This is a genomic window from Ligilactobacillus murinus, assembly GCF_003288115.1.
Taxonomy (GTDB): Bacteria; Bacillota; Bacilli; order Lactobacillales; family Lactobacillaceae; genus Ligilactobacillus; species Ligilactobacillus murinus.
On sequence record NZ_CP023565.1, the window covers coordinates 913,893 to 928,249 of the forward strand.

Genomic DNA, 14,357 nt, shown 5'->3' on the forward strand with positions numbered 1-14,357 from the left:
GCCTGTTTTACAGGTCAGCGTCAATTTTACCAAAAAATAACTAGAGCATAGTTTTAGCTATACTCTAGTTATTTTAAAAATCTATTTTAGTCTTCTTTGCGCTTATTTTTAACACCTAAGCCTAAAATTCCTGCTAAGGCAACTAACATCGCACCGACACCTGTTACTTGTGCTTTAGCATCATCACCCATTTGTGGTAATTCAGCAACTTTTGCTTCATCTGTAACCGGAGTAGTTGCTTTTGGTCCAACTTGAGAGGTTGGGACAGTTACGCCCTTTGTTTTAGTTGGTTCTTGTTTTTCAGACACTTCTGGTACTTCTGCTGTTTTTTCAGCTACATATTTAACGATCGTATCTGAAGTAGGATCAGTTGGATCGACAAACTCTACTTCTGCCTTATATCCTGGGATCGTTGGTACCTTTTGATGTGGTGTAACACCGAAAGGATCATCCTTATCATTTTCATATGGAACTGGAGGAACTAAGGCATTACCATTTTCATCAACAGGAACGATATTACCAACTTTAGCATAGATGAATGTTGTGGTTTCATCACCTTCACCAAATGTTCCGATACCATTTTCGATTTTTTGTAAGACGTAACCCGTGATCACCTTAGCATCAGCAGTATTGTCAAAATCCATACCTGGTACAAAGAGATTTTTCTTAACAATGCTTGGGATCAATTCATTGCCCATATTATCTACAAAGCGTTCTGTCAAGCTGTAGTTTGCTGTATAAATAACACGTTCAACTTGATCAGGACTCATATGATCAACTGTGGTAGCTGGAACGCTTGTCCGATCAGCCCAATAACCAGAGATCTGTGGACTCATTACACTAGCAAATTCTTGAGCGCTACTCCATGCTCCCCAGGTGATCGCATCAGTCACAGCATCTTTAGTTCCTGTTCTCGTAAACGTCTTTGTTTCGACCACTGGTGCTAAAGCTTGTAGACCATCTGCATAAACATAATTGATCGTGCGCGTTACTTCTTTTGTTTCGCTCACTTCAGTTGCAGCTTGTTTCGTGTAGGTTACCGTTACTTCGGTATTTGCACTATCAGCTGTCACACTTTGCGCGGCTACTTCTGTTTTATCAGCTGTGTAACCTTTAAGCTCTGGACTTGGTACTGCCTCAAATTCTTGGGCTTGGCTCCACTCATTCCATGTGATCTCATCTGTTACTGCATCTTTGGCACCTGTTCTTGTGAACGTCTTTGTTTCAACCACTGGTTTAGCTGCTTGAGTACCATCTGCATAGACATACTTAATCGTACGCGTTACTTCTTTTGTTTCGCTCACTTCAGCCGCTGCTTGTTTTGTGTACATTACCGTTACTTCGATATTTGCACTATCGGCTGTCACACTTTGGGCGGCTACTTCTGCTTTATCAGCTGTGTAGCCTTTTAGAACTGGGCTAGTCACTGCGCCAAACTCTTGGGATTGGCTCCACGCATTCCATGTGATCTCATCGGTCACTGCATCTTTAGCTCCTGTTCTCGTGAACGTCTTTGTTTCGACCACCGGTTCAGATGCTTGGCTGCCATCTGCATAGACATAGTTGATCGTGCGTGTTACTTCTTTTGTTTCGCTCACTTCAGCCGCTGCTTGTTTTGTGTAGGTTACCGTTACTTCGGTATTTGCACTATCAGCGGTCACACTTTGGGCGGCTACTTCTGTTTTATCAGCTGTGTAGCCTTTTAGAACTGGGCTAGTCACTGCGTCAAACTCTTGGGCTTGGCTCCACGCATTCCATGTGATCTCATCGGTCACTGCATCTTTAGCTCCTGTTCTTGTGAACGTCTTTGTTTCGACAACTGGTTCAGATGCTTGAGTACCATCTGCATAGACATACTTAATCGTACGCGTTACTTCTTTTGTTTCGCTCACTTCAGTTGCAGCTTGTTTTGTGTAGGTTACCGTTACTTCGATATTTGCACTATCAGCGGTCACACTTTGGGCGGCTACTTCTGCTTTATCAGCTGTGTAGCCTTTTAGAACTGGGCTGGTCACTGCGCCAAACTCTTGGGATTGGCTCCACGCATTCCATGTGATCTCACCAGTTACAGTGTCCTTGATCCCAGTACGCGTAAATGTCTTAGTTGCAACATTTGGTGCTACAGCTTGAGTGCCATCTGCGTAAACGTAATTGATCGTACGTGTTACCGTTTTATCTTCAGTTACATTTTCAGTTGGATTTTTAGTATACTTGACCGTCGTTACATAAGCTTTATTTTCATCCGTTGGTGTTACTGTGATCGCTGCTACTTCTTTTAGATCAGCTGTATAGCCCTTGATCTCGGGTGAAATAACTGCTGCAAAACTTGCTGCAACTACTTCCTTACCATCGACCATCCATGGCGTATAAGTTACTTTATTTAAAGCTAAATTATTTACCTTATCACGCGTAAATGTGATAGTTTTTGTTACTGTTGGCGCAGCTGACTGGTTATTTTCAGCATAAATATAGTTGATCGTTTGTTCAAATTTAACACTTTGAGCTTCGATCTCTTTGTCAGCTTCATAGATATAGGTAACTACAATATCTTGACCTGCTGTAACACCTGCAGGCTGGCCTTCAACTTTAACAAATTTATAGTGTGGGCGTGTGATACCAGTTGTTACATATGTGGCACCTGACATGATACTTTGAACGTCTGGTGCTTGGAGCTCGTTACCATCTGTATCGATCCATCTTGTTGTAACATCTACATAACGTTGGATCTCCAATTTGTAAGTTGGGGCAACATTATAGATACCACTAACACCTGTTGAATTTTCATGTTCACCAGTAAAGTGATCTTGAAGTGTGACACCGACTACACTAGAACCATCTTTAATACCGGTGATCTTAAAGCCTAATTCAGCCATTGCGGTTGCACTTGGGTCTAATTTATCTGACTTAAGGACTACTGCTCTTACTTTAGACCAATCAGTCACTTGATCAGCTGTCACAAAGTCTACTAGAGCAGCTTCAGTTACTTGATCACCTACAAATGGTGTATAAGCGAATAGTAATTGTCCATTACCAGTTCCTGTAGTTGTTACTTTATCAACACCTTCACCAGTCAAAACGATCGTCGCATCATCGCCATTTGCTATGCTAGGTAAATTGATGACATTATAGGAGTATTCTGAAATACCCTTATCCGTCAAAACATTAGCTAAGCGGATCGTTCCTTTAGAGTTAGCCAACTCTTTTGAACTACTATATGCTAACTTGGTCGTTCCTGTTTCTTCGGTATATTTTCCAGCGTCAGCTGCTTTGACACCATTCATCGGACCGTAAGTTGATGGATAGGTGAAACTGTAGCTCACTTCATTTGGAGTCTTATAGTAACCTAAGTTAGTTGATCGAACCTTATAAGTCTTGCCATCCCGCAACGTGACCTCACTAATATTAGCAAAACCATTAGTTGGTGCGGAAACTTGATTATTTTCGTTAAGCTCCATGAATAAACTCATCCCGTTTTCAGGGTAAGCATAGGATAACGGTAACTGATTCTTATTTGCTACGATCTGCAACGGTGTTGTGTAAGAAGTCCCATTGATCAAAACAGGCGTACGATACCAAGGTGTTTCAGGTAAGCTGATCTTAAACATCCGTTCACCGTTGATCCCGATGTACCCTAGATCTTCAACAACAGCAGCTTCGTAAAGTGCCCCCCCCATGTTTGTAAACATGTAACTGACTAGCATCTTCTAGATCAAATCCTTGAGGGATCGCAATAAAATAAGAGCTTGGAATGTCATTATATTGAACGATGTTTCGGATCTGGTATGTGATCGTTGCAATATTACCACCATCTTCACTTGTTGGTTGGTAAGAAGTATTATTGAAATTCAAGATATTGCCAGTAAACTGGTTCTTACTTGGATTAGGCGCTTTGATATTAAGTGACATTTTCCCAGTCAATTCTTGTCCTTTATCGGAAGTCACAGTATAGCTGTACTCTGCTGTATCATTGACCTTCTTAGTCGTCCCTTTTTCTAAGATCGCATTGTTACTGAAATTGATCTTAACTTTAGTACCTGCTTCAATATTTTTATAACCGATATCAAGCGCTTTAATATTAGATCCATCTTTAGCAACACCTGCACTGATCGCTTTATCGTCGATAGCAACAACAATAGAGTTTACATTAGAAGTTACAAAGTTACCCATTTGTAGATCTACTGTACGGCCATCTGTTAATGTTGCTCGTGTTAAACCGCTTGGCTGATTTTCACTTGACGATGTGATCGCTAACGCATACTCACCTTCGCCACCATTCATGATCGTACCTGGTTCAATATCTAAGTGGATCAAAACATTTTCTTGCGCAACATTACCATTGTTATATACTTCGATCGAACGGATCAGACTACCATTGTCATTGTAATCTAACTTTGTATCATCAGATTGGTGTTCCCCATCAGCTTGACCATTATCTGTGTAGATCTCACCATCTTTTTTCTTGAATTGTGCTCCCCAAGAATTATTAACTTTAGTAGCCACAGCTAAATTGAGATGCTTAGTGCCCACAGCTTGCTGGATCATATCCTTAGCTCGTTCGCCTGCAGTGTTGATCGAGTAGTATGCAACTGTAGCATCAAAGTTGTTATCACTGGCAGCCAATTCAGTTGTGTATGTCCCAAATAATAATAATGACCCCTTCAATAGATCAGTTTTGGCATTATTAAAATCAATAACGACTGGTTCACCTGCAGCTGCTTGTTTGATCGTAACATTTTTTCCATTAGCTAATGTAGCAAAATCACTAGCTGTATCACCAACGACTGTTTTATCAGTCAAGCCATATGCATAGCCAATGCTTGTAGTATCAGCTAAAAAACCCTTTGGAACGTTCAATGTTACTGTACCAGCAAAATTATCACCGTCTTTTTGACCATTATTAGCTAAATTGACCCCTAAAACATATTTTTGATCCTTAACTAAACCATTTTCTGCAGTTTGATTTTGATCAAAATTGAGATTGACAGCGGTGATCTCGGCCGGTTGCCCGATCGTATAAGTGATCTCACCAATATCATCCCCATTTTTCTTAACAACAACTTGGAATTTTGAACCTGGTGTTAAAAATGACCAATCAGAAACAGTTGGCATCAATCTTAAATTAAAAATCATTGAAGCTGTTGTGTTGATATTGTACGTAAAAGTCGTATTTTGGCTGGCCTTATTAGTAACATATCCTGGATCAGCTACTGGAGAAGTTTCTGTATCGACATTGTACAACTCACCATTGATACTACTGCCAGTCGAAGCTGTAAAAATATATGGAACAGTGACCGTAACTGTATCTCCCGCAACAGCTGGGACCATAATTGAAATACTACGCGTTTCATTATCGCCGTGATCCAATGTTACTGCTTGACTTTGGGTATTATTTTCGATCACTTGATCTACATTGACTGTTGGCACATCGGCTACTGCACTTCTAAAAGTTGCGTGTATTTGTTCTTGTGGCGCTTCAGTTGTACTTTCAGCAGATGATACCTCATTATTTTCAACTGGTGGAACACCTTGGTCAGCACTCTTATCTGCCTCAGCTTGCTCAACTGTTTGCGTCGAAGTAACTGTGTTTTCCTCTGGTGTTTCAGTTAAAGCCACTTCTGTCTCATTTTCAGTACTTTCAGTAAGCTGAGTCGTTTTTTCATCATTAGTTGCAGTATCGACCACGTCTGCGTTAACAGCATCTGCGTTCGAAAAAGCAAGTAAAGCCCCGACCATCACAGATGCTACTCCCACATTCAATTTTTTGATTTTGTACTTTGCTTTGCGTTGTGCCATTTTTTCAGAGCGAAGTTTTAGATTGTTTTTCGAACCCATAGTGACCTCCTAAAATTAATATTTACTTAATATTTTATCAATAAAAATTTATCATATTAATTTTAATAAAACAATGCAGTGAACATGCTTTGTACAATTTTTACGTTATTTTTCAACATTTTTAAACAATATACCAATTACATCTAATCCAAATTAAAAAAAAGCGTTTAGAACATGGCTACTGTTATTACCAACAATATAAGCCAAAGGACCACTACGATGCTTTGTAGCGTAGTAGTCCTTTGGCTTGTTTCATATTCTAATTTGCTTTAAAGTTAAACATCTAACTTTTTCTCATATATAAATCTATAAAACAGGTTTCGATCATTTCAGATGAATACTTCAAATCTGTTAAACCAAACTTGATAAAAATGTTCCAAGCTCGGACTAAATACTCATTTCGACGTTCTAAATGAGCTTTTAGGATCTGCTGTTGTAAGGTAAGATATACAGTCGCTTCAGAACGTGAACGCCATTTAGAAGCTAACTTTTCTTCTTGTTCTGGGGACAGTAATAATAGATAGACCCATTTTTTTGTATTAGCAACATCTAAAAATGCTGCTAATACTTTGCAATATGCTTTCAAACAAATCGTTTCATCTGCTCGGCTTACTTTATTAAACAGTTCGGCCACTGCGATGCTTAGTTCACTGTAAACGAGCTCATCTTTTTCTCTTTGAAAAGAATTCTTTGTGCCGATCTGTCTTTGAATTTTAGCTAATTTGGTAATATCCATGCGTTAGTCCTAAAAAAATCTTTCATCTGATTTAATAGCTAGACTCGTCAAATTATCTAAATACCAATCCTTGATAAACTCATACTGGTATAAAATATCGAACCAGGCTACTTTATGATCTTCATCATGGACCTTAATGACCCAACTAGCATTATTTAAATCAGCATGTTCTGCTTGCATCAAAATAGAAACAACAATATTATTCTTCAATTGCAAGACTGCACGACCACTTTCACCAGCTACCAACATATAACCTGCATCTGCACTGATGATGAAGAGTTTATCTAATGCCTCACGTGGCTCATCGGCTGAAGAGATTTGATAACTTGCATTATTAGAAGTATCAAGTAAATTAAAATCAACATCAAAACCGTAATCTTCTTTAAAATACTTGCCGATCACAACTAAATACTCTTCAAAACGTTTTACGGTCTTATAGTCAAATTTTCCACTATAATCAACAACTAATAGATCAGTTAAAGCTTGACTATTAAACCGGATCAACTGGCGCTTAAAGTTGATATAAAACAAACGTGCACCAGTACTTTTATCAACATAATATGCTCCTTCACGCATGTTCTCATCGATCTTAAAAGTAAAGTAGCCTTCCATATTTATTCCTGGAAATTCATGGTAAAGCTCATTTTGATGATCACTGGATTGCAAAATAACTTGCTCGTTTTGATGAAGTTGCAATAAACGATTCAAAAAGATCAAGTAATAGTCAGCCCGACTGTATTGCTGTGGGAAGATCAGATATGCTGTATCCAAGCTATAATCAGTCAAAGTCATAACTGACTCTAGTAAAATGTTTTTGTCATCGGTATTGATCAGCTCATCTAAAACTTTGGTAAAGTAGATCCCACGCTTAAGGCTTTCTTTTAATTGATCGTTGTATGACATCAACCGCCCTGTTGTACTCAAAGAACCTGCATATGCACTGGTGGTCTCTTCAGCATTCCTCTTATTAGTTGGTCGAAATGTTTCCGTTGGTTTTTCATATTCTTTCGTCATTTTTGTTCACCTACTTTTGCTTAGCGATCAAATCTGCAATATAGTTGCGGTATAATGCTGCGTTATGCGCTTCAAAGTTTTCAAAGCTCCCAAATTTAGCTACGATACTTTGTTTCTCATAGCCCATTAAAGTATCTTCTTTTGAAAGTGCTAAGATTTTTTCCTCATTTTCACGGATCTGACGGTAAGCATTCCCCGCTTTTTCATCCAGTTCAGACAGATAGGATAATTCATCGATCAATTTTTGCTTAGATTCCTTGAGTTTTGAAGCTTCCCAAGGCATCACCTTCTCTTGCGAAGTCCGTTTGATCTCTTGACGAAGTTCATCTTTTCGTTGATCACGCTCATTTTGAGCATCGATCAATTCTTGTAACTCATCTGATTGTTGCGATAAGAGCGCGATCTGATCGCTATTCAAGCGTTTATTTTCACTTTCCAATGCAAAAGCACGTGCTAATTTTTGATATTCAGTTTCATCAAAATTGAATTTGACTTTCAATACATCTAACGTCCCAAATAATCGTCTCCCCCACCAATTTCCAAAGAAAAATTGATACTGTCCGATCGCAGTCTCTTCAAAATAGAAAAATGGGTACATCTCACATAAATAATCGATCAAGTTCTTACTCAAATAATCACTTATCTTAGCATAACTGTCACGCACAAGATGTTCATGGGTATCATCAACTTCAGCCCCATCTTGTTTTAAGATCTCAGTTGCATAACGTTTACCATCGATCAGCTGGTATACCAAACGATCATCTTGGTCTTGAACAGCTTTTTCAAAAGATTCTAAATAGGCAACTTTATCTAGAAGTGCCTTAGTCAAGCTTTTAGTTGCTTGTTTATGATCTGATAAACTAAGTTGATTTGGATTAGCCATAAGTATCTCCTCTATTTCATAATTGCCCAGTTGAGAGCAAGATGTTCATAGCTCTATTGTTACAAAAAAACTTAAATTTATCAATTATCAGGGCTGAGTTCTTGTTTCATCATCTCATTTAATCGCTTCTTTAACCGCAACTGTTCCTCTAAGTAGGCACCTGTTACTTTATTATTGGCTGTGACCGCTAATTTTTTTGGATGTAAAGCCATGATCTGCTGGCAGATCCGTTCATGATAGGCACAAATCGGGTCTTTATATTGTTTGTAATAGCGATGTTGCTTTTTACTGAGCTGCCTGAAATAATTGAAACGCTGACCATTACTCAATTTCAATAACTTATTCCCACCAAAAAAGAGATCTAATCTAGCTAAATTAGCTTTATCTGGTGGAGTTTGATCGATAAAGTAAATGAAATATCGGCCTTTGTGTAGATAAACAATAAACCGTTGCTCAGGATCGATCTTTTGACTTACCATTACCCCTTGAACGAGTAGCAACTTCATTTTGCCACTACAGATCCCCATAAAAAACTCAGGAAAAAAAGGTTGTTTTTTCAAAAAGATCTCTTCAAGTAAAATAAAGGTGGCCTCTAACGTACACTCAAAAAATTCATTGGCCGTATTTTGTGCACGATTGCGATATTTTGCACTCAATAATTTCTTACATTGTAAAAATGACATCTGATCACAATTAGCAATAAATTCTGCGATCACATTCATACTGAGCCCCAAATACCGGTCGATCACCACTTGGGCTGACTTAGCTAACACGATCTCTTCACTATTTTCAAACTTCATAAAAATAACCACCTTTCACTATCTACACTTTATAGATACGCAAAAGGTAGCCATTATAATTTATTTTTTCAAATATTGGCGTTTAAAATCTTTGATCCCAGCTAACACAAATTGAGCAGGATCTTTTGAAATATCAAGTTTTCGATCATGATCATCTGTTAAGATCGCTGAAAAGATCTGTTCATACTCCGCAACACTAACTTCTGCCCGCATCTCTAACATTTCAGAAGTTTGATAAGTGAGAGCTTCTTTATAATTAGGCTGTAAGCGTCCTGAGAAAAACTCACCTTGGGCTCCAGAACCGTAACTAAACAAGCCTAGCCGATCTCCAGCCTTTAGTGTATCAGTATTTTCTAAAAGAGATAGCAAGCTCAAATATAACGAGCCAGTATATAAATTCCCAGTTGCCATATTATACTTGCGACTTGCTTCAAATTCATTGTAATAATGACTAGCTACAGTCGGATCAACACCTTCTAAGGCCTTACGCAGCCCCTTTAACCCCTGTTTAGTATATGGCAAATGGAACAATAACGCTGAAAAATCAGTTAACTTAAGCCCTGTCTTTGCTAGATAGTCTTGATAGACTTTCTCAAAAAATTCTAGATAAATATTAGCCGAAAACTTACCGTCGACTTTAGCTTCAGTTTGAGAAAGTGGGCGCCAAAAATCCATCACATCTTTAGCATAATACGCACTTTCTGCCTCCAAAGTAACAAGTTTAGGATCTTTAGAAACTAACATTGCCACTGCACCACCACCTTGTGTCGGTTCACCTGGTGTCTTCAAGCCATAGCGAGCAATATCACTACCAATAACTAGCGCTTTTTTATCTGGAGCTAAAGCAATATGCCCCTTAGCTAACTGTAAGCCAGCTGTTGCCGCATAACAAGCTTGTTTCAATTCGATCGTTCTGATCTCATGAGATAGGCCCAACAATTCACTAACGTAAGCTGCAGTTGATTTAGAGTTGTCTACCCCTGATTCCGTGGCAACTATCACTAGATCGATCGCTTCTTTGTCTTCTACTGTCAAAACCTTAGCTGCGGCATTAGCTGCCAAGGTCACTGCATCTTGTGTCGGTGGGATGACCGCCATTTTATTTTGGCCGATCCCGATCAAATATTTATTTGGATCCTCATTTCGTGCTTGAGCTAGTTTAGCCATGTCCACGTACAAATGTGGCGTAAAAAAGCCGATTTTATCGATCCCAATTTTCATTTTCATCGCACCTCTCACTGCTGATTGTTCACTCTACAAGTTTAGCGAAGTTATTATTTTTTAGCAAATTTCTTTCCTGTAGTATAATATAACTAGAAATATCTTACGAAGGGAATGGGATAAGTGGCAGCAATCAGTTTAGAAGTACATGGTATCGTTCAAGGAGTTGGCTTTCGTTATATGACTAAGATCTTGGCCGATCAGATCGGAGTCACTGGTAAAGTTTTAAATAAAAATGATGGCTCTGTTTATATTGAAGCACAAGGCGATCCCGAAAAGCTTTCTGCCTTTATCGAAGGGATCAAAGCTTCACCTACCCCAGCAGGGCGCGTCGATCGTGTCATCCTCAAGTCGATCCCTGAAAATAGCTATACGCGTTTTAGCGTGGCATATATGTAACTGCACGGTTCTTACGGATTATACATTGAAATATCGCTTTTTTTCCAGTATAGTTAATAACGATACCTTTATTCATAAGTGAAAGGAATTGACCTATGAAAAACAAAAAATTATTAACTATTGCTGCGATCATGGCTTCAGCAATGTTATTCCTGAGTGGCTGTGTTCAACACACTGCCTCAGGTAAGCCTTATGGTTTTGTCTATGATAACTTGGCAGTTCCAACCCAACATGTTTTAGTTTGGCTGTCACAGATCTTAGGCAATAGTTTAGGCTGGGCAATCATCGTGATCACTTTCATCGTCCGCCTAGTCTTGATGCCGATCATGATCAAGCAGTCTAAAAATGCTACGGTCCAACAAGAAAAGATCGCTCACATCAAACCGTTGATGGAAGACATCACCAAGCGTCAAAAAGAAGCCACTAGCGATGCGGAAAGAATGGCGATCAACCAAGAAATGATGCAGCTTTACCGCGATAATAATATTTCAATGACTGGCGGGATCGGTTGCTTACCACTTTTGATCCAAATGCCGATCTTTGCTGCACTTTATGCTGCGATCCAGTACTCACCTGAGCTGTCACGATCTTATTTCTATGGGATCAACCTTGGACAGCGAAGTTTCACTCTAGTTGCTCTCTCCTTTGTCGTTTACGCACTTCAAGGATGGTTATCAACTCTAGGTGTACCAGAAGCCCAACGAGCTCAAATGCGTCAAATGATGATCATCAGCCCACTGATGATCACATTCATGACTTACATCTCCCCTGCTGGTTTGGGACTTTACTTCTTTGTTGGGGGGATCTTTGCATGTATCCAAACTTTGATCATCAACTATATGCGTCCCCGCATTAGAAAAGAAGTCTTGGCAGAGCTAAAGAAAAATCCAGTTAAGCAACCTAAGAAAGTAGTTACTGAAGCTAAGGAAACCACAATTGAGTCATCACCTACTTCAGCTACCTCTAAAAAGAAGCGCAACGCTGGTAAACAAAATCGTCATAAATAAAAAATGGTTTTTCCTGCTTTGGAAAAACCTATTTTTTATTATCTTTATTTTTAACTAGGGGAAGGGAAACACGAAAGACTGATCCCTGTCCCACGGCACTTTCAACGACTAGTTTACCGTGATATCCCTCGATCAAACGCCGAGCGATCGAAAGCCCTAGTCCATTACCGCCTTTATCTCGACTTCGTGCTTTATCAACACGATAGAAACGATCAAAGATCCGATCGATATTTTCTTGCGAGATCCCCTCGCCAAAATCTTGGATCACGATATCAATATCATTGATGTTTTTGGATAATGTCATATGGACCTCTTTGCGTTCACGTGAATACTTGACCGCATTATCCATTAAAATGATCAAAACTTGTTCTAAGTGATTACGATAGATCTGAACATTAGTGATATCTTTAAGATCATCATCTAATACAAAGGTAAAGTCTGGATGGATCATCTGAAAGTTATTGAATACCTGTAGCCCGACTTCCTTGGCATCAGTGATCTCTTTACCAAACTGGATCTCAACTTGTTCAGCCCGAGAAAGATCTAACATTTCTTGAACTAAACTCTTCATTCGAGCGATCTCTTGCAAGGAAGCCTCGATCGATTCATCTAAGACTGCTGGGTCATCTTTACCCCAACGTTTCAAAAGAGATAAATGTCCTTGAATGATCGCAACTGGTGTCCGAAGTTCATGCGAAACATCTTCTACGAATTGCTGTTGCTGTTCGATATACCGTTGCATCCGATCAAGCATCTTATTAAATAAGCGCCCTAGTTCGGCCAATTCATCTTCATGTTTAAGTTCGGGCACACGCAAATTGGCTAAAGCATCACTTTCATCATCACCATTTATCTTACCGATCGTATCATTTATCAGATCGATCGGCCCTAATAGCCAAGATGATAAGCCATAACTGAGTAAAGCGATCCCGATCGCTGCGATCAAAGAGAACACTAAAAAGATCAAGATCAATTTGCGCCTAGTCTGATCGTAATTGACCAGATCATTGGTAACTTGAACATATCCGATCAAATGCTTATCTTTCTCAGAAAAAACTTTTTTCCCTAAAACTAAAACATTATATGCAGACGTATGTTTGATCTTGCTTTCCTCAGTTATTTCAGCTTGATCAAACTTTACAGGCACATCTCGTGAAGCAAAAACCATTTCATTTGAAAGGTTGTAGACACTGATACTGATATTTTCGCGTGTCAGTGAGGTATAAAATGAACTTGAATAAAGTGTCTGTAATTCTTTTATGTTCCGTTCATTATGTACCCGCAAACTCAACGAATGCTCAGTCCGATCTTGCGTCAATTCTTTAGTATTGGTCGCTAAACTTTCAACCGCTGTATCCAACGCTTCTTGTGCATATTGTTTTTCTTGATTTAGCAATAGACTCGAAAAACTTTGAAAAAGTAGGACTGAAAAAACAGCAAAAATCAGCAAAACTCCGATCCCAGTGCCAACCGACCATTTTAGCTTAAGTGAGAAGAATGGTTTTGCATGACTATCTTTTAGCTGCTTTTTATGCAAAATAGCCTTTCGAATACACATTAGGAACGCATTACATAGCCGGTTCCACGTACAGTTTGGATATAGCTATCTTCACCTGGACGATCGATCTTATTGCGTAAGTAGCGAATATAAACATCCACAACATTAGTTTCGATCTGTGATTCATAACCCCAAACTTCTTTCAATAACACATCACGAGCTAAAACTACATTAACATTTTCCATCAATGTCAATAACAATTCATATTCACGCTTTGTCAATTCAATGATCTCATCACCACGACGTACAACACGATTTTCTTTTTCGATCACAAGGTCACGATAACTTACGGTCGTTTGCTTAGATGAATTATATTCACTTTCAAGATCAACTCGACGCAACACTGCACGTAAGCGAGCTAATAATTCTTCGATCGCAAATGGTTTGATCACATAATCATCTGCCCCATGATCTAAACCAGATACACGGTCGATCACAGAATCACGCGCAGTCATCATGATAATTGGGGTGTTTTTAACTTGACGTACACGCCGACATACTTCAAGACCATTCAAATCAGGAAGCATCAAGTCAAGTAAGATGGCATCCCATTCTTCGCTCAAAGCTACTTCTAAACCAGTCCGACCACTCTCACAAGCGTAAGTTTCATATCCTTCATGCTTTAATTCAAGTTCAACGAAATGAGCCAAATTTTCTTCATCTTCGATGATAAGTATCTTACTCATTATTCCACACTCCTATATTTTGTTGTTAAATTTTTTATTATTTATTTAATGATAACATACTTAATTCTAACATTGATGTCATCAATAAGTATACCTTAATTTTACCTTAAGAAAGATTAATTATAGCATACTTCTTATTATCTCGCCACCCAACGTTAAATTTGGATATTTAATTATAATTTTTTAGGTAATAATTATAATTTATTTTTGCCTAAAAAAAG

At 38.7% G+C, this 14,357-nt stretch carries 11 protein-coding genes; 2 read left to right on the plus strand and 9 right to left on the minus strand.

All coding sequences use genetic code 11. The features are described 5' to 3' along the window. Positions 1-86: 86 nt before the first annotated feature. From CPS94_RS04575 to CPS94_RS04605, 7 genes are all read right to left on the minus strand, one after another. A complete protein-coding gene (locus CPS94_RS04575; RefSeq protein ID WP_112286379.1) occupies positions 87-3,701 on the minus strand; it encodes a mucin-binding protein in 3,615 nt (1,204 codons plus the stop codon). Then, a complete protein-coding gene (locus CPS94_RS04580; RefSeq protein WP_112286380.1) occupies positions 3,640-5,832 on the minus strand; it encodes a YSIRK-type signal peptide-containing protein in 2,193 nt (730 codons plus the stop codon). Before CPS94_RS04580 ends, CPS94_RS04575 begins: the two co-directional genes overlap by 62 nt. A gap of 283 nt (positions 5,833-6,115) precedes the next feature. Next, positions 6,116-6,568 carry a hypothetical protein gene (locus CPS94_RS04585; protein WP_112194793.1) on the minus strand — a complete coding sequence of 151 codons (453 nt, stop codon included), beginning with the start codon at positions 6,566-6,568 and terminating at the stop codon, positions 6,116-6,118. 9 nt (positions 6,569-6,577) lie between these two features. After that, a complete protein-coding gene (locus CPS94_RS04590) occupies positions 6,578-7,582 on the minus strand; it encodes a hypothetical protein (RefSeq protein WP_112194791.1) in 1,005 nt (334 codons plus the stop codon). A gap of 10 nt (positions 7,583-7,592) precedes the next feature. Beyond that, a complete protein-coding gene (locus tag CPS94_RS04595) occupies positions 7,593-8,465 on the minus strand; it encodes an exonuclease SbcC (RefSeq protein WP_112194789.1) in 873 nt (290 codons plus the stop codon). A gap of 80 nt (positions 8,466-8,545) precedes the next feature. Next, the gene (locus CPS94_RS04600) at positions 8,546-9,265 is read right to left on the minus strand and encodes a hypothetical protein (protein WP_112194787.1); all 720 of its coding nucleotides are present in this window, start codon (positions 9,263-9,265) and stop codon (positions 8,546-8,548) included. Between the two features lie 60 nt (positions 9,266-9,325). Further along, on the minus strand, positions 9,326-10,486 hold the full coding sequence (locus CPS94_RS04605; RefSeq protein WP_112194785.1) for a hydroxymethylglutaryl-CoA synthase: 1,161 nt from the start codon (positions 10,484-10,486) through the stop codon (positions 9,326-9,328). A 123-nt stretch (positions 10,487-10,609) separates the two neighbouring features. Between CPS94_RS04605 and CPS94_RS04610 the strand changes: the two genes are divergently transcribed. Beyond that, entirely contained in the window at positions 10,610-10,885 is a 276-nt protein-coding gene (locus CPS94_RS04610) for an acylphosphatase (RefSeq protein WP_112194783.1), read from the plus strand. 95 nt (positions 10,886-10,980) lie between these two features. Beyond that, complete coding sequence (gene yidC, locus CPS94_RS04615; protein WP_004048886.1) at positions 10,981-11,892, plus strand: membrane protein insertase YidC; 912 nt, start codon at positions 10,981-10,983, stop codon at positions 11,890-11,892. A 28-nt stretch (positions 11,893-11,920) separates the two neighbouring features. Here the strand turns inward: yidC and CPS94_RS04620 are convergent, their stop codons facing one another. Together CPS94_RS04620 and CPS94_RS04625 are read right to left on the minus strand one after the other, a co-directional pair. Next, the gene (locus CPS94_RS04620) at positions 11,921-13,450 is read right to left on the minus strand and encodes a HAMP domain-containing sensor histidine kinase (RefSeq protein ID WP_112194781.1); all 1,530 of its coding nucleotides are present in this window, start codon (positions 13,448-13,450) and stop codon (positions 11,921-11,923) included. Beyond that, complete coding sequence (locus tag CPS94_RS04625) at positions 13,450-14,136, minus strand: response regulator transcription factor (RefSeq protein WP_004048888.1); 687 nt, start codon at positions 14,134-14,136, stop codon at positions 13,450-13,452. Before CPS94_RS04625 ends, CPS94_RS04620 begins: the two co-directional genes overlap by 1 nt. Between the last annotated feature and the right edge of the window lie 221 nt (positions 14,137-14,357).